Genomic DNA, 16939 nt, shown 5'->3' with positions numbered 1-16939 from the left:
ATTCTACTGTTAAGCTTTAAAAAAGTCAACACAACATTTTTTACTTAAACAGTTACATTCTACATTATCATCTAATTTTTTTATATTTCCATTATTATTGGTAATATCATTGGTTTTCTCTTAGTTTTTTCATAAAGGAAACTTCTAAGGCCATCTCTTATGTTAGATTTCATAGTAGCCCAGTCACAGATTCCTTTCTTTTCACAATCTCTTAAAACGTCTTTTACTATCTCTTTAGCTTCATCCATTAAGTCTTCTGATTCTCTTACGTAAACAAAACCTCTTGATATAATATCTGGTCCTGCTACCACTGAAGCAGTTTCTTTTGAAATAGTAACAACTACTGTAAGAATTCCGTCTTGTGAAAGATGTTTTCTATCTCTTAAAACTATGTTTCCTACATCACCAACTCCAAGTCCATCAACAAAAATTTGTCCTGAAGTAACAGATCCATTCTTTTTGATTGAATCTCTAGTGATTTCTATAACATCTCCATTTTCAGCTATCATAAAATTCTTTTCTGATAGTCCAACATCAACAGCTAACTCTGCATGCTGTTTAAGGTGTCTATACTCACCATGAACTGGTATAAAGAATTTAGGCTTAACAAGAGCTTGCATAAGTTTTAATTCCTCTTGGCAAGCATGACCTGAAACATGGACATCTGCTAGTTTTCCATACACTACTTCTGCTCCCTTTTTGAAAAGTTGATTAATAACCTTAGAAACTAACTTCTCATTACCAGGTATTGGTGTTGCAGATAGTATTACTGTATCTCCCTCAATGATATTAACTTTTTTATGCTCTGAAGATGCCATTCTAGCTAATGCTGACATTGGCTCTCCTTGGCTTCCTGTAGTTATTATAGTCACTTGCTCATTTGGATATTTGTTTATAGAATCTATGCTAACAAAAGAATCCTTATCTATTGTTAAATATCCTAGTTCTATGGCAACCTGAACTATATTTTCCATACTTCTTCCTGAAACAGCAATCTTTCTTCCTGTCATTTCTGCAGCTTCAACAATTTGCTGTATTCTATGAATATTTGAAGCAAATGTAGCTATTATTATTCTTCCCTTTGCTCCAACAAATATTTTTTTAAGATTTTCTCCTACAGCTCTTTCTGACATTGTATATCCTGGTCTCTCTACATTAGTAGAGTCAGCCATCATTGCAAGAACTCCTTTTCTTCCTAATTCTGCAAATCTAGCAAAATCCATTACCTCTCCGTCAGTTGGAGTATAGTCTACTTTAAAATCACCAGTATGAAGTACAACTCCTAGTGGTGTATGCACTGCTATAGCAACTGAATCTGCTATACTATGATTAGTTTTTACAAATTCAACAGATGATGATTTTAATTTTATAATATCTCTTGGTTTAACTCTTATAAGCTCTGTGGTGCTTAATAAACCATGTTCTTTTAGTTTAGTTTCAACTATTCCTAAAGTAAGTTTTGTTCCATAAACAGGTACATTTAAATTTTTTAACACATATGGTAAAGCACCAATATGATCTTCATGACCATGAGTTAAAAATATTCCTCTAACTTTTTCTGCATTTTTAACAAGATATGATACGTCTGGAATAACTATATCAATACCAAACATATCTTCGTCTGGGAACTTAAGTCCACAGTCGACTACAATTATATCGTCTTTAAATTCGATAACAGTTAGATTCTTACCTATCTCGTTCAAACCACCTAAAGGTATAATTTTAACCTTTAGCTTTTCACGTTTCATATTTTCCCTCCTCTTTTTTGTAGTAGTACGCTTATGTATAAAAGAGGTTTCCTCATTTGAGAAAATTTCTCTATTCATTTTTACAATCCTTGCATATTCCGAAAAACTTTACTGTATGATCTAATATTTCAAAGCCATATTTAGTTTCAATCTCTTCTTCTAGTTCGTCTAATAAATCCGCTTCAACCTCAAAAACTTTTCCACATTTATTACAAACTAGATGATGGTGTCTATGCTCTTCATCGTCATGAGCAAGTTCATATCTACTGCATCCATCTTCTAAATCTAACTTATAGATTACACCCATCTCTTCTAGAAGAATTATTGTTCTATATACGGTAGCTAATCCAATCTCTGGACAACTTTTCTTAACCTCGTCATAAATTTCCTCAGCAGTTAAGTGTTTACCCTCATTTTGTATTATAGTATCAACTATAGCTCTTCTCTGAGGTGTTAACTTATAACCCTTCTTCTTTAATTCTTCTTTTAAAGCATCAAAATCTACTGAAGCTGTATTTGCCATATTAAAACCTCACTTTACCGTTATTCTTCTTCTGCGAATAAAGTTGCATAAGCTTCTTCTATCATTTCAATTTCAAAATCATTCTCAACTGGAGCTAAAGTCTCTTCTCCATCTTCGTCTTGAACAACTTGCATAGCTATAACTACGTCTTCCTCACCTTCTGGTGATAATAAGAAATATTCTTTTTCTTCGATATCTAATTTAGTTACTACGTTGAATGTTGTTTCTATTCCTTCTTCATCAACTAAAACTATTGGTTGTAAATCGTTATTCATTTTAACTTCTCCTTTTTATTTCGATATTCTGTCTAAGTATCCTTGTAATATATAAGTAGCCGCTATTTTATCGACTATTTTTTTTCTTTTCGCTCTTGATAAATCCGCTTCTAGCATTGCTCTATGAGCAGCAACTGTTGTAAGTCTTTCATCCCAAAACTCTATTTTACCATCAAATGATTTTTCAATTTGTTCACATAAATTTTTAACCATTTCTCCAGATGGTCCTATTGTTCCATTCATATTTTTTGGCATACCTGCAACTATAGTTTCTACTCCATACTCTTTGCATATTTTCATGACTGCCTCTACGTCTTTAGTGTAGCAATCTCTTTTTATAGTTGTTACACCTTGAGCTGTCCATCCAAGTGGATCACTTACTGCAACTCCTATAGTTTTACTTCCGATATCTAAACCTAAAATTCTCATTGAATCTCCTTACATAAACGAAAGAGTACCCTTTCGGGCACTCTTTGTTATTTTATCTCTAGATAAGATTTTATAACTTCTTCAAGTATTTCATCTCTTTCCAGTTTCCTTACTAAAGCTCTTGCCCCGTTGTAATTAGTGATGTAAGTAGGGTCACCTGAAATTAAGTATCCAACTAGCTGATTAACCGGGTTATAGCCTTTTTCCTTTAGTGAGTTGTATACATCAGTTAATATTGATTTAGTTAAATCTTCCTTATTTTTACTAAAATCAAACTGCATTGTGTGGTCAAAATTGTTACTCATAACATGCTGCTTACTAGCAGCTCACCCCCTTACAGTAAATATATTTTAATTTATATATTTACATATATTATTATCTTTTAAATTAGTTTTTATTCACGCTTTACTTTATACTCATTATAAACTATATTTACATAAAAGTACAACTATTTTACAAGTAATTCTACAACTTCTTTTGCTTTTTCTAATGCTTTAGCTATATTTTCTGGATTTTTTCCACCAGCTTGAGCCATGTCAGGTCTTCCACCTCCGCCGCCGCCTACAACTGCTGCAACTTCTTTTATTACCTTTCCACAATGAACTCCATTAGCTAATGAATTTTTAGTTGCCATAGCTACTAAGTTTACTTTTCCACCATTGTCACTTGCTAAAACAACTATTCCATTATTTAATTTATTTCTAACTTTATCAGCTAAATCTCTTAATGAATTTCCATCAACATCTTTTAATTCTGCTGTAACTAATTCAACTCCGTTTATTTCAACTTTGTCTTTTAAGATATCATCCTCAGCACCTTGAACTAATTTAGCTTTAAGTTCTGCTATTTCTTTATCTTTTTCTTTTAATTCATGAGCTTGAGCTGCTATTCTCTTAGCAATATCTTTTTCATTACACTTAAGCATTGAAGCAGCTTCCTTAAGCATATTATTTTTAAGTTCCATGAATTTTAATGCGCTTATTCCAGTAACAGCCTCAATTCTTCTTATTCCAGCAGCAACTCCTGATTCTGAAACTATCTTAAATAATCCAATTTCTCCTGAGTTAGCTACGTGAGTTCCTCCACATAATTCTTTTGAGAAATCTCCAACTGAAACAACTCTTACTTTTTCAGCATACTTTTCATCGAAAAGACAAGTTGCTCCACTATTTCTAGCTTCATCTAATGACATTTCCTTTGTATCAACTACAGATACAGTCATTATTTTTTCATTTACTAATAATTCAACTTTTTCTAATTCTTCTTCTGTTAAAGCTGCAAAATGAGTAAAGTCAAATCTTAATCTTTCTTCATCAACATATGAACCTGATTGATTTACATGGTCTCCTAAAACTTCTTTTAAAGCTTCATGTAACATGTGTGTAGCTGTGTGGTTTTTACATATGTTAGATCTTCTTGAAGCATCAACTGATAATTTAACTTCTTGACCTTCTTTTAAGCTACCTTCTATAACCTTAATGTAGTGAACAAATTTTCCACCAACATTTTTCTTACAATCTGTAACTATTGCCATTCCAGTTTCTGAAGTTATATTTCCTCTATCTCCAACTTGACCTCCCATTTCAGCATAGAAAGGAGTTTTATCAGTTAATAAGAATCCTTCTTCACCTTCTTTAAGTTCAGATTTAAATTCTTCATTATTTCCTAGTACTATAACTTTTGAGTTAAGTTCTAAATTAACATATCCATCAAATTCAGTAACTATTGAAGCATCCACTTTGTTTACTGGACTTTCTTCGCTTCCCATGTAGCTACTTTCTCCTCTAGCATTTCTAGCTCTTTCTCTTTGCTCTTTCATTTCCTTATTAAAGTTTTCTATATCTAACTCTAATCCTTTTTCTTCTAATATCTCTTGAGTAAGCTCTAGAGGGAATCCATAAGTATCATATAATTTGAAAGCTTTAGCTCCTGATAAAACTTTCTCATTTTTTTCTTCCATTTCTGAAATATAGCTCATAAGTATATCCATACCTGAGTCTATTGTTTCATTAAATCTTTCTTCTTCTAATTTAATTATTTTCTTAATGTAATCAGCTTTTTCTTTTAATTCTGGATAAGCTTCACCGTAATTTTCAACTACAGCATCAACCATTTCATTTAAGAATATACCTTTAACTCCTAAAAGTCTTCCATGTCTAGCAGCTCTTCTAATAAGTCTTCTTAAAACATATCCTCTACCTTCATTTGATGGTTGAACACCGTCACATATTAAGAAAGTAACACTTTTTCCATGGTCAGTTATTATTCTTAATGATACATCTTTGTCTTTATCTTCTCCATATTTAGCATTTGTTAATTCACATGCTTTATTTAATATGTTTTTAACTGTATCTATTTCGAAGATATTATCTACACCTTGCATTATTGTAGCTATTCTTTCTAAGCCCATACCTGTATCTATGTTCTTTTGAGCTAACTCATTGTAGTTTCCTTCTTCATCTTTATCAAATTGAGTGAAAACTAAGTTCCAGAACTCAACTATTCTATCAGCATCTGAAGCTTCTAAGAATTCTTCTACAGTTTCAACCTTTCCTTCTCCTCTATCAAAGTGAATCTCTGTACAAGGACCACAAGGACCTACCCCTATTTCCCAGAAGTTATCATCTTTTCCTAATCTGAATATTCTGCTTGGATCTACATCAGTTTTACTAGTCCAAATATCATAAGCTTCATCGTCATTTAAATATATAGTTACATATAATTTATCCTTTGGAATTCCTAAAGTTTCTGTTATAAACTCCCAAGCCCAAGGAATTATTTCTGATTTGAAGTAATCTCCAAATGAAAAGTTTCCTAGCATTTCGAAGAATGTACCATGTCTTGATGTTTTACCAACATTCTCTATATCACCAGTTCTTATACACTTTTGGCAAGTTGTTATTCTTCTTTTTGGTGGTTCTTCTAAACCTGTGAAATAAGGTTTAAGTGGTGCCATACCTGCATTTATTAATAATAAACTCTTATCATTTTTAGGTACTAACGGAAATGACTGTAATCTTAAATGATCTTTGCTTTCAAAAAAGCTTAAATATTTTTCTCTTAATTCATTTGCTCCCATGAATTTCATAATTTATTCCTCCAAATTTTATGTATTTATCCTTTAGCCTTTAAGTTTAATCATATATTATAAAATAAGATTAAACCCTCTACTTAGCCTAGATATTCTTTTATTTTATAATTAGTTTCACACATAAAAAAAGAACATAAAACACCTCACCCCTAATTAAAAGGGACGAAATCCTATGCTCCGCGGTACCACCCTAATTATGTAAAACTACATCACTCTAAAAATTATAGCTCAAAGATAGCTTCAACATCTCTTTTAAGAAGTTCTCACCAACCACTTCCTCTCTGACTAAAAGATAAATGCCTACTCATTCTCGTCAACGCTTTTCATTAAGTTATTATAGGCAAATTATAAAAAAAATTTCTTTACCTGTCAATATAATTGCCAACTGTATTAATATCTATTTTATTAAATTACTATGTATTCCTATATATTTTATGATTATTTATCTACTAAGTTAAATATTATTTTTATATAAAATACTATTAAAATAATATTATTATGTATATTTATTAATATCTAAAACTTTTTAACTATAAAAAAATATATCATACTTCTTAATAACTATGATTTAATCTAATACTAAAATATCATAAAAACATATAATAATCCCAATCATCAAATAGAACTTTAATCACAACAGCTATAGGAACTATAAAAACCATTCCTAAAAGCCCTCCTATTTGCTCTCCAATCAAAAGTAATATTATGATTAATATTGGATGCATATCTATACTCTCAGCTGTAATTTTAGGTGCTATTAAGTTTCCTTCAATTTGTTGAATTATTAAAAAAGTCAATATAACCCACAAAATTTTATTTGGGCCTTCTACTAATGCTACAACTATTGCAGGTATTGCTCCTAAAACCGCTCCAAAATATGGTATAATATTGAGTAACGCATTTAAAAACGCTAATAATAGAGGAAACTTTATTCCTAGTATAAGCATACCTATAAATGTCATAACTCCAACTAATAAGCTTAAAAGTAATTGCCCTAAAATATATTTACCTAAGACTTTATCAACATCTCTCCCTAGATTTTTTAATAGAGCTCTCTTCTCTATTGGGCAGCAATATAAAAATTTATTAGATAATAAATCTCCATAGGCTAAAAAATAATATGCTAATACAGGTATAACAGCAAAAGCTAAAATATTTTCTGAAAAGCTAATTAAATTATTTATAATACTAGTTGCAAAACTAACTAATAATATATTTAATTTTTCAGTAACTTGAGCTTCAATAACATCAAAAATCCCTAATTCCATAAACTTCATCTTCATAATCAAATCATTTATAAAGAATTCTATACCATTTATTAAACCATCAAAACTTTCCCCTTCTTTAAACATACTTGGAATTAGAACTGTTAAAAAAAATAATATAAGAAAAATTACACTAAGTACTATAGACATAGCTAAAAAGTTTTTATTTATTTTTGTTCTTTCACATAAAAATCTATATAGAGGCTTAAGAATATATGCAAAAATCCCTGATACAAGCACTATAAAAATAATGTCTCTAAAAGCTTCAAATTGATATAAAAGGAATATAAATAAAAAAATTATAAATGTTAATATTAAATTTCTTATAAATCTTTTTTTATCTTTTAAAGCTCTAAACATTCCTACTCCTCCTTTTTTAATTTACCTCGCCAAAATATTTTCTTGGAATCATTCTCATATTTATATTTTTATTGCCAAAAAATAAAATGCTTTCTTCTCCTAAAATAGTTTCTTTTAATTGTATAACTCGCTTTCCATTTTTAAATTTATCAACTAATCCACTTACCACTATTAGTCCTCTTATATAAAAGTCGTAATCTATTAAAATATCTTCTAATATTCCTATCATATGGCCATCCTTATTTATAAGATCAAAGTTTTTTATCTCGCTAAATTTTAACCCTCTATGTACATGTACCCCTTCTGTCATAATAGTATCGCTTAAAGAAATAACATTAGTTAAGTCCACATAATCTCTTTTTGAAAATAATTTTTTTGTTATTATAAAGCCCATGACTTTCCCATTAAAATAATCTATTGCAAGATCACAAACTACTCCAACCTTTTTTCCATTAGAATCAAAAACCTTAAGACCAATTAAATCTCTTATTCTATACACTCTAAAAGTCATCCCTTTCTAATTTAAGTAAAGCCATTAGTAATATATTTAGTATTATCTATATCCTTCCAAAAAATACATAGTTTCATAGGTATTTTAAATTTATTTTTGTAAACTTAAATAATAATCCTTAAACTTTCTAAGTAAGTTATTAACTAAATAAAGTAAGTATATATTATTAACTTAATAAATACACTTTGTATAGTGCACTTTATATTGAAAATAAAATTTAAAAAGTTTTAATATAAAAGAAAAAAGCCCCCTTTCGGGAGCTTTCTATTAAAGTAGGCTTTCGATTATTCCTCCACCTACAACTAAATCATCTTTATAGAAAACAACAGATTGACCTTTAGTTATAGCTCTTTGCTTATCTTCAAAAGAAACTTTAACTCTTCCATTTTCCATAGGACTTATAGTAGCCTTAGCTGGTCTAGCTGAATATCTAATTTTAGCTTCAACTTCCATAGGGCCTTCAAGTTTATCTATAGATATGAAATTTATATCTTTACAAACTAAATCAGTTTTAAAGATATCCTCTTCTGGTCCTACTACAACAGTATTAGTTACAGGGTTTATATCAGTAACAAACACTGGTCTTCCAAGAGCTAATCCTAAGCCCTTTCTTTGTCCTATTGTATAATAGACTATTCCTTTATGTTTTCCTAAGACATTTCCATACTTATCGACAAAGTTTCCTGGTCTAACTTTGTTTGGAGCAGCTTCACATATGTATCTTCCATGATTATTATCTGGAATAAAGCATATTTCTTCACTGTCCTTTTTATTATGTACATCTAGACCGATCTCTTTAGCTATTTCTCTAATCTTATCCTTAGTGAATTCTCCACAAGGCATTAAAGTATGCTCTAACTGTTCTTGAGTTAGATTGTATAAAGCATAAGTTTGATCTTTTCTATCATCCTTTGATCTTATAAGTTGGAATCTTCCATCTCTTTCTTCAATTTTAGCATAGTGACCTGTTGCAACATAGTCTGCACCTATACCTTTAGCTTTTTGTAAAAGCTCATCAAATTTAAGATATTTGTTACATGCAATACATGGATTTGGAGTTCTACCTTGTATATATTCGTCTACAAAATAATCTATTACATTTCTTTTAAAACTATCTCTAAAGTTTAAAACGTAAAAAGGAATATCTAGTTTTTGAGCAACTCTTCTAGCATCATCCACTGCTGACAGTGAACAACATCCACCTTCTCTTTCCTCATATTCCTTATCCTCTTGCCATATTTGCATTGTAACACCAATTACATCGTATCCCTGTTCCTTTAAAAGGTAAGCAGCAACGGAGCTATCAACTCCGCCGCTCATACCTATAACAACCTTTTTCTTTGTCACAAAATCACCACTTTAATATTATTCTTAACCGTGAACATGCTCATGTATGTCATGTGAATGTTCTTTCATATCCCAAGGCTCTAATCCTTGTCTTTGTCTATAGTCGTTTATAGCCTTGTGTATAGCTTCCTCAGCTAATACTGAACAGTGCATTTTTACTGGTGGAAGACCATCTAAAGCTTCTGCAACAGCTTTGTTTGATAATTCCCAAGCTTCTTCTACAGTTTTTCCTTTTATAAGCTCTGTAGCCATACTTGATGAAGCAATAGCAGATCCACATCCATAAGTTTCAAATTTAACATCTTCTACAATGTTATTTTCTATTTTAAGATATATTCTCATTATATCTCCACATTTAGCGTTACCAACTTCTCCGATTCCGTTAGCATCTTTAATTTCTCCTACATTTCTTGGGTTTTTGAAATGATCCATAACTTTTTCACTATATATCATAATTAATTCTCTCCTTCTACTTCTCTTAAATGATTTTTCCATAATGGTGACATACTTCTTAATCTTGCGATTATTGGTGGTACTTTTTCTAATACGTAATCAACGTCTTCTTCAGTTGTACCTTCACCTAAACTTAATCTTAATGATCCGTGTGCTATTTCATGAGGTAAACCTATTGCTAATAACACGTGTGATGGATCTAATGATCCTGATGTACAAGCACTTCCACTTGAACCACAAATTCCTTCAAAGTCTAATGAAAGAAGAATTCCTTCACCTTCAATGAATTCAAAGCATACATTTACGTTACCTGGTAATCTCTTGCTACCATCTTTTGGTCCATTTAATCTTGTAAATGGTACTTCTAATAATCCTTTTATTAACTTATCTCTTAACTTAGAAATTTTAGCTATATGCTCATCTAAGTTTTCTCCAGCTATTTCCATAGCCTTTCCTAATCCAACTATTGCAGGTATGTTCTCAGTTCCAGCTCTTCTAGCTCTCTCTTGACCACCACCGTGGATTAAGTTATCTATTCTTATACCTTTTCTTATATATAAAGCTCCGATTCCTTTTGGTCCATAAACTTTATGTCCAGCTAATGAAAGTAAATCGATGTTCATATCTTTAACATCTATCTTTACATTTCCTACAGCTTGAACTGCATCTGTATGGAATATTACTTTTCTTTCTCTACAAATTTTTCCTATTTCCTTAACTGGCTCTATAGTTCCTATTTCATTGTTTGCAAACATTACAGAAACTAAGATAGTTTTATCAGTAATAGCATTTTTTAATTCTTCTAAATCAACAAAACCTTCTTCATTTACATCTAAGTAAGTTACTTCAAAGCCTTGTTTTTCTAACCATTGGCAAGTATGTAATACAGCATGGTGCTCTATTTTTGTAGTTATTATATGATTTCCTTTATTTTTATGAGCAAAAGCTATTCCTTTTATTGCCCAGTTATCTGCTTCTGATCCGCCACCAGTAAAGTAGATTTCATTTGTATCAGCATTTAATACTTTAGCTACTCTTTCTCTAGCAGTGTCTACAGCCATTCTTGATTCTCTTGAAACTCCGTAAAATGCTGATGGATTTCCAAACTTATTTGTGAAATATGGTAACATTTCCTCTAATACTTCTGGCTTAACATATGTAGTTGCTGAGTAGTCCATATAAACAACTCTATTATTCATTTTCTTCACTCCTACTAACAATTTTTAAAGCTTCATTTTTTTCTTTCATAGCTTTATAATCTTCTACTATATCTTTAAGTGTTACTGAATTAGTAACCTCATCTATGCTTGTTTTTATCTTTTTCCATAAAAGTCTAGTGGCACAACAATCAACATTATTGCAAGTTACACCATCTAAACAATCTGATATTTCTATTGGTCCTTCTAAAACCTCTATAATATCTGAAACTGTTATATCTTCTGGTTGTCTATTTAAAATATATCCTCCTTGAGCACCTCTAATACTCTTTATAAGCTTAGCTTTTCTTAAAGAACTAAATAATTGCTCTAAATAATATTCAGATATATTCTGTCTTTGCGATATTGACTTTATTGACACAGGTGATCCACCATAATGTATAGCTAAATCAACCATGGCTTTTACACCATATCTTCCTTTGGTAGATAATTTCATTTAATCACCTCTAAATCTGACTAATTCGATGTACTTTATGTGATTATAATATCAAAACCGAGTAAATTTGTCAACAATAATATTCACATATTTTTTACTTAAAAAATGGAATTTAAAATTGAAATTCAACTATTTGTTTTTTACATTATTCCAGTAGGCTTTTATACTACTTTCGTATTTATTATCCTTAGGCTTATAATATTCTTTTCCTCTCATATTTTCAGGCATATATTCTTGATTTATATAACCATTAGGATAATTATGTGGATATAAATACCCACCAACACCTAAATTGCTTGCTCCACTATAATGAGCATCTTTTAAATGTTTTGGCACATCACCTGCATTATTCCTTTCTAAATCTCTTAAAGCATCATCAATAGCCATATACGCACTATTTGACTTAGGTAAGGTAGCTAAATATATTACTAATTCAGATAATATTATTCTTGCTTCTGGCATTCCTATTTTCAAAGCAAGGTCTATTCCGCTATTTACAACTTGCAAAGCATTAGGATGAGCAAGACCTATATCTTCAGCTGCAATTACTCCTATCCTCCTAATTACGCTATCCATATTTCCACCCTTAATAAGTCTAGCTAAATAATGAATTGAGGCATCAGGGTCACTTCCTCTTATACTTTTTTGAAGAGCACTTAATAAATTATAATAATCATCTCCTGATGAATCAGATTTCAAATTAGATTGCCCTAATTTTTCTACATACTCTTTATTTAAAAGGATATTATCTTTTTCTTGAGATTTAATAGCTAATTCTAACACTGTGTAAGCTTTTCTTACATCTCCTTGAGAAATCTCTCCAATATATTTTAAAACGCCTTCTTCAAGAGAAATAACATATCCTTCTTTTTCAAGTTTACTTACTGCTCTTTCTAAAGCTATTATTATATCTTCAGTACTTACTGGTTTAAATTGAAATATGGTACTTCTGCTTAGTATGGCCTTATGTATAGCAAAGTATGGATTTTCTGTAGTACTTGCTATTAATATTACTCTCCCATCTTCAATAAATTCTAAAAGTGCTTGCTGCTGTTTTTTATTAAAATGCTGAAGCTCATCTATATACAGTATTATTCCCTTAAAATTTAATAAATTATCTATATCAGAAGTTATACTTTGTATTTCTTTTATGGAAGATGTAGTAGCATTTATTTTATAAAATTTCTTATCAGTGTAATTTGAAATTATATTAGCTAAAGTAGTTTTTCCAACACCAGGTGGACCATAAAAAATGCAATTCATTATGTTCTTGTTTTTTATAAGCTTGTTTAAAGGAGTTCCTTCTCCTACAATGTGTTTCTGTCCAACTATATCCTCTAATTTTTTAGGACGCATAATATCTGCTAAAGGTCTCAAATTTTTCAATTATCAAAATTTCAATAAGATTAATATGTTAACTGAATACTTCTCTTAATTTTGTATTCATTAAAAAGCTCCTTATTTATAAAACATAATATATTAATATGAAATTTGATAATTTTCCTCCCTTCTTATACTTTTATAGTTAATGAATTTCCTAAAGTAAATCTTAATTTAATTCTAAAATTTATTATAATACTAAAATACAGTTTTATTTCTTCCTGTCATTTTTGCCATATATAATTTTTCATCAGCATTTTTTATGGTATCAAAAGGATCTTCTTTTTCTGAAACTTCACAAACTCCGAAGCTAGAAGTTATTTTTAAACTTAAATCACCATAGTCAAAGCTCATTTTTTCTATGATTTTTCTAAGCTTCTCAGCAACCTTCACTCCATTTTTCAAATTGGTATTATTTAAAACAATTATGAATTCTTCTCCTCCATATCTACCAATCCAGTCACTATTTTCTCTGATATTATTATTTAATACCTTTGCAAAACCCCTTAAAATTTTGTCACCTACTAAATGACCATAGGTATCATTTACTTTTTTAAAGGAATCTATATCAGTCATAATTACAGTTGTAGGTATAGATTCTTTTAAGTTTCTATGAGCTTCCTTTGAAAATCTCTGATCTATATACCTTTTATTATAGACTTCAGTTAAATAATCCTTAATAAGATTTTCTCCCATCTTTTTCATTGTTAAGTCTAAATAATTACCTTCTCCACTACCATCTACTATACTGCCATTATTAGTTATATCTTTTAATATTTCAACAACATATTTATTTTCATTAAATTCAATTGGGGAAGCTATAACTAAAAACACATGATTTTTATTATATTCTAACTTTATAAAAGTATCATTTTTTAAATAAGCTTTTTTTGATATGCAAGTACTACATATTGATTTTTTTCCCCACACATCATAACAATTGCTTAGTGAACAATCTTTTTCATTAAATTTATTATTAATTTTTAGGTTAAAGTCATCTGAAAATACTATATTATTTATAGGATCTACCACTCTAACTTCATCATAAAAGTTCTTTAATATAGACATTCTTTCTTTTACATCTAGTAAAACTTCCAATATTCTTTCCTCCAGTCCTTAGAACTTTTAATTTCTTTCTACACCTTACTACATATTAAAGGAATATCTAAAACTAATTATTCTTAAATTTGTACCTCTCTATTTTCCGTACATTCTTTATTAACAATTATACAATAAAAAAGATTCTAATAAAAAATATTAGAACCTTTATATTAAAAAATTTTTAAAGAAGCTCTACCTCTTCTCCTAAAATTACTTCTCCTCCATTTAATACCTTTGTAAATATACCATAAGCAGGCATTATACATCTTCCTACTTGATAGTATATTGCACATTTATCATGACATTTTTTCCCTATTTGTGTTACTTCTAAAAGAACCTCTCCTATCTTTATTTTTTGCCCTATAGGAAGTTTATTTAGTTCTATTCCATCTACAACTAGGTTTTCTCCAAAGGCTCCAAAATCCACATTTCCGCCATCAGCTCTAAAATCCTCTATCTTTTCAAAAGCTAATAAACTTACTTGTCTATGCCACTTCCCAGCATGAGCATCTCCCTTAATTCCGAAATCTTCTATAAACTCAGCTTTAGGAACTTGCACCTTAGCTGTACCTTTCTTTTCACTTATACAAATAGCTCTTACCTTGCTCATTTTTATCCTCCTATTTCATACATAAATCTTTTATCTTCATCTTTTTCTTTCATTTTAAAGTTATGTTTTTCTGGCTTTTCATAAATACTTTTTTTAATTATCTCCCTAAGCTCTTCATCACTTATTCCATTTCTCATCTTATCTCTTAAGTTTATTCCATACTTCCAATGTAAACACTGTTTCATAAAGCCTTCAGGAGTGACCCTTATTCTATTACAATCCTCACAAAAACAATCACTCATAGCACTTATAAAGCCTATTTTTCCTTTGAATCCTTCTATGCTTATGTATTTAGCTGGACCATTTAGTCTTAAGGGTTTTCCATCACTTAATACCTTTTTTTCTTTCTTTATAATTTCTAAAATCTCACTATTAGTAACGCCCTTAAACTTTTTACCTTCTCCAATAGGCATAAGCTCTATAAATCTAAGATCTATTGGATTTTTATAAGCTAAGTTTATTAAATCTAAAATTTCATCTTTATTGAAATCTTCTAATATTACAGTATTTATCTTTACCTTAACATTATTCTCTAAGCACTTTTCTATTGAATAAAGTACTTTATCTAAGGTTCCTATCCTTGTTATTTCTTTAAATCTATCTTCTTTTAGTGTATCTAAACTTATATTTACTCTCTTTAATCCATTTTCACTAAGTTCCTTTACTTTATCTCCTAGTAAAATCCCATTAGTGGTTAAACAAATCTCTTCTATCTCTGGTATTTTGTTTATATTTTTTATTAAATCTACTATCCCTTCTCTTACAAGAGGCTCACCACCTGTAAGTCTTACTTTTTTTATTCCAATAGAAGCACATTCTTTAACAACTCTTAAAATCTCATCTAAAGTCATAAGCTTATCATTGTGAATAAAATCATTGTGATCTTTCTCCATACAATAAGCACATCTTAAATTACATTTATCAGTTAAAGAAATTCTTAAATAGTCAATTTCTCTTCCATATTTATCTTTCATTTTCTCACCTTCTTCTTTATACAAATTCCATTCCCTCTTTTAGGTGAATAATGATTTTATCTCTTTATCCAAACTTTTCTAACCTTTAACAATAATTTCTAATTACTTTCCAAAGGAACAATGTGGAAAAGTACAAACTGGGCAATTTAAACAAAGTCCACCATGACCATATTCAGCTATATCTCTTAAAGTTAATCTTTCATCTGCTAAAACTCTTGGAAGGACTAAATCTAAAGCTGTTCTTTTTGAATACATGGCACAGCTTGGTATTCCAATAATAGGAACATCATTATAATAAGCTAAAAGAAGCATAGCTCCTGGAAGTACAGGTGAACCATATGTTATTAATTCTCCTCCACATTCCTTTATAGCTGTAGGAGTAACATCGTCTGGATCAACTGACATTCCCCCTGTACAAAGTATAAGTTCTGCACCTTCATCTAAAGCTCTTTTTATTTCCTCTATAATTTTCTCCTTATCATCTGGAAGAATAACCTGTCTTTCAAGATCTATATTAAATTCCTTAAGCTTTTCCTTAAGAACAGGACCAAAGGCATCTTTTATTCTTCCACTATAAACTTCATTTCCTGTAGTTATTGCAAAAGTCTTTTTATTTTTTATCTCTTTAACTTCTATAATCTTATCTTTTATAAGATTTTCTGCTTCTATTATTTTATTTTCATCTATAACTAGTGGAATTACTCTAGTAGCCCCTACCTTATCACCTTTTTTAACTGGAAAATTCCCATGAATTGTAGAAACTATTATTTCACCTAGCATATTTAATTCTAATAATTTTTCCTTATCTATTTTTAAAAGTCCGTCTTTATCAGCTAAAAATTCTATTTTTCCTTCTTTTATTTCTCCAAAACTTAATCCTTCTCCACAAACTAGGTCCTTTAATCTTTCAGCAGCCTCATTTTCATGAAGCATTCCCTCTTCTTTTTCCCATACATAAACATGTTCTTTTCCTATTGATAAAAGTTTTTCTATATCTTCTTCTCTTATAACATGGCCCTTTTTAAAGGCTCTTCCTTTAAATTTACCTGGTATTATTTGAGTTACATCATGAGATAATATTGTTCCAACAGCATCTTCAACTCTTATTTGTTTCATACTAATCCTGTTATAAGTTATTTATTTTAAGTCCATCTCCATCTAAAACTATATATTTAATATAAATAACTTTAAACAGTTCACCTCCTCCTAGTGTTTTTAG

Annotated in this window: 17 protein-coding genes and 1 other annotated feature; all 17 genes read right to left on the bottom strand. The window is 29.8% G+C overall.

Translation table 11 applies throughout. The features are described 5' to 3' along the window. Positions 1-80: 80 nt before the first annotated feature. The 17 genes from I6G60_RS06470 to I6G60_RS06390 all read right to left on the bottom strand — a co-directional run bounded on the left by I6G60_RS06470 (position 81) and on the right by I6G60_RS06390 (position 16836). Positions 81-1748 carry a ribonuclease J gene (locus I6G60_RS06470; RefSeq protein WP_003459637.1) on the bottom strand — a complete coding sequence of 556 codons (1668 nt, stop codon included), beginning with the start codon at positions 1746-1748 and terminating at the stop codon, positions 81-83. A 70-nt stretch (positions 1749-1818) separates the two neighbouring features. Continuing rightward, positions 1819-2271 (bottom strand): Fur family transcriptional regulator, encoded by a 453-nt coding sequence (locus I6G60_RS06465; protein WP_003451087.1) that lies wholly within the window; start codon positions 2269-2271, stop codon positions 1819-1821. A gap of 20 nt (positions 2272-2291) precedes the next feature. After that, entirely contained in the window at positions 2292-2546 is a 255-nt protein-coding gene (locus I6G60_RS06460) for a DUF1292 domain-containing protein (RefSeq protein ID WP_003459598.1), read from the bottom strand. A gap of 15 nt (positions 2547-2561) precedes the next feature. Continuing rightward, entirely contained in the window at positions 2562-2975 is a 414-nt protein-coding gene (ruvX, locus tag I6G60_RS06455) for a Holliday junction resolvase RuvX (RefSeq protein ID WP_003459573.1), read from the bottom strand. A 47-nt stretch (positions 2976-3022) separates the two neighbouring features. Next, complete coding sequence (locus I6G60_RS06450) at positions 3023-3280, bottom strand: IreB family regulatory phosphoprotein (protein WP_003451703.1); 258 nt, start codon at positions 3278-3280, stop codon at positions 3023-3025. A gap of 143 nt (positions 3281-3423) precedes the next feature. Further along, positions 3424-6063 (bottom strand): alanine--tRNA ligase, encoded by a 2640-nt coding sequence (alaS, locus tag I6G60_RS06445; protein ID WP_197925661.1) that lies wholly within the window; start codon positions 6061-6063, stop codon positions 3424-3426. A 158-nt stretch (positions 6064-6221) separates the two neighbouring features. Beyond that, positions 6222-6392: a binding site (T-box leader), on the bottom strand. A 261-nt stretch (positions 6393-6653) separates the two neighbouring features. Beyond that, the gene (locus tag I6G60_RS06440; protein WP_003459684.1) at positions 6654-7691 is read right to left on the bottom strand and encodes an AI-2E family transporter; all 1038 of its coding nucleotides are present in this window, start codon (positions 7689-7691) and stop codon (positions 6654-6656) included. 16 nt (positions 7692-7707) lie between these two features. Beyond that, positions 7708-8190 carry a PRC-barrel domain-containing protein gene (locus I6G60_RS06435; RefSeq protein ID WP_003459697.1) on the bottom strand — a complete coding sequence of 161 codons (483 nt, stop codon included), beginning with the start codon at positions 8188-8190 and terminating at the stop codon, positions 7708-7710. 279 nt (positions 8191-8469) lie between these two features. Further along, on the bottom strand, positions 8470-9522 hold the full coding sequence (mnmA, locus tag I6G60_RS06430) for a tRNA 2-thiouridine(34) synthase MnmA (protein WP_011010602.1): 1053 nt from the start codon (positions 9520-9522) through the stop codon (positions 8470-8472). A 51-nt stretch (positions 9523-9573) separates the two neighbouring features. Beyond that, positions 9574-10002 carry a Fe-S cluster assembly scaffold protein NifU gene (nifU, locus tag I6G60_RS06425; RefSeq protein ID WP_003451659.1) on the bottom strand — a complete coding sequence of 143 codons (429 nt, stop codon included), beginning with the start codon at positions 10000-10002 and terminating at the stop codon, positions 9574-9576. 2 nt (positions 10003-10004) lie between these two features. Then, positions 10005-11201 (bottom strand): cysteine desulfurase NifS, encoded by a 1197-nt coding sequence (gene nifS / locus I6G60_RS06420; protein ID WP_003473085.1) that lies wholly within the window; start codon positions 11199-11201, stop codon positions 10005-10007. Beyond that, a complete protein-coding gene (locus tag I6G60_RS06415; protein WP_003451273.1) occupies positions 11194-11655 on the bottom strand; it encodes an RrF2 family transcriptional regulator in 462 nt (153 codons plus the stop codon). The genes nifS and I6G60_RS06415 overlap by 8 nt, the downstream gene beginning before the upstream one ends. Positions 11656-11784: 129 nt before the next feature. Further along, on the bottom strand, positions 11785-13032 hold the full coding sequence (locus tag I6G60_RS06410) for a replication-associated recombination protein A (protein WP_025648208.1): 1248 nt from the start codon (positions 13030-13032) through the stop codon (positions 11785-11787). Between the two features lie 201 nt (positions 13033-13233). After that, positions 13234-14133 (bottom strand): GGDEF domain-containing protein, encoded by a 900-nt coding sequence (locus I6G60_RS06405; protein ID WP_138329778.1) that lies wholly within the window; start codon positions 14131-14133, stop codon positions 13234-13236. A gap of 184 nt (positions 14134-14317) precedes the next feature. Beyond that, positions 14318-14746, bottom strand: a complete 429-nt coding sequence (locus tag I6G60_RS06400) for an MOSC domain-containing protein (protein WP_087325551.1) — start codon at positions 14744-14746, stop codon at positions 14318-14320. Between the two features lie 2 nt (positions 14747-14748). Then, positions 14749-15720, bottom strand: a complete 972-nt coding sequence (gene moaA, locus I6G60_RS06395) for a GTP 3',8-cyclase MoaA (protein ID WP_042267558.1) — start codon at positions 15718-15720, stop codon at positions 14749-14751. 102 nt (positions 15721-15822) lie between these two features. Then, positions 15823-16836 carry a molybdopterin-binding protein gene (locus tag I6G60_RS06390; RefSeq protein ID WP_003458733.1) on the bottom strand — a complete coding sequence of 338 codons (1014 nt, stop codon included), beginning with the start codon at positions 16834-16836 and terminating at the stop codon, positions 15823-15825. Positions 16837-16939 lie beyond the last annotated feature (103 nt).

It is taken from the genome of Clostridium perfringens (assembly GCF_016027375.1).
GTDB classification, from domain to species: Bacteria; Bacillota; Clostridia; order Clostridiales; family Clostridiaceae; genus Sarcina; species Sarcina perfringens.
This window is presented reverse-complemented; position numbering and strand designations above follow the sequence as displayed.

Bases quoted from the DNA above. Each gene is read 5' to 3' on its own strand.
- I6G60_RS06450 (WP_003451703.1), bottom strand. From the start codon at position 3,280: ATGAGTAACAATTTTGACCACACAATGCAGTTTGATTTTAGTAAAAAT.
- I6G60_RS06470 (WP_003459637.1), bottom strand. From the start codon at position 1,748: ATGAAACGTGAAAAGCTAAAGGTTAAAATTATACCTTTAGGTGGTTTG.
- I6G60_RS06390 (WP_003458733.1), bottom strand. From the start codon at position 16,836: ATGAAACAAATAAGAGTTGAAGATGCTGTTGGAACAATATTATCTCAT.
- I6G60_RS06460 (WP_003459598.1), bottom strand. From the start codon at position 2,546: ATGAATAACGATTTACAACCAATAGTTTTAGTTGATGAAGAAGGAATA.
- alaS (WP_197925661.1), bottom strand. From the start codon at position 6,063: ATGAAATTCATGGGAGCAAATGAATTAAGAGAAAAATATTTAAGCTTT.
- I6G60_RS06440 (WP_003459684.1), bottom strand. From the start codon at position 7,691: ATGTTTAGAGCTTTAAAAGATAAAAAAAGATTTATAAGAAATTTAATA.
- I6G60_RS06400 (WP_087325551.1), bottom strand. From the start codon at position 14,746: ATGAGCAAGGTAAGAGCTATTTGTATAAGTGAAAAGAAAGGTACAGCT.
- nifS (WP_003473085.1), bottom strand. From the start codon at position 11,201: ATGAATAATAGAGTTGTTTATATGGACTACTCAGCAACTACATATGTT.
- I6G60_RS06415 (WP_003451273.1), bottom strand. From the start codon at position 11,655: ATGAAATTATCTACCAAAGGAAGATATGGTGTAAAAGCCATGGTTGAT.
- moaA (WP_042267558.1), bottom strand. From the start codon at position 15,720: ATGAAAGATAAATATGGAAGAGAAATTGACTATTTAAGAATTTCTTTA.
- ruvX (WP_003459573.1), bottom strand. From the start codon at position 2,975: ATGAGAATTTTAGGTTTAGATATCGGAAGTAAAACTATAGGAGTTGCA.
- mnmA (WP_011010602.1), bottom strand. From the start codon at position 9,522: ATGAGCGGCGGAGTTGATAGCTCCGTTGCTGCTTACCTTTTAAAGGAA.
- nifU (WP_003451659.1), bottom strand. From the start codon at position 10,002: ATGATATATAGTGAAAAAGTTATGGATCATTTCAAAAACCCAAGAAAT.
- I6G60_RS06465 (WP_003451087.1), bottom strand. From the start codon at position 2,271: ATGGCAAATACAGCTTCAGTAGATTTTGATGCTTTAAAAGAAGAATTA.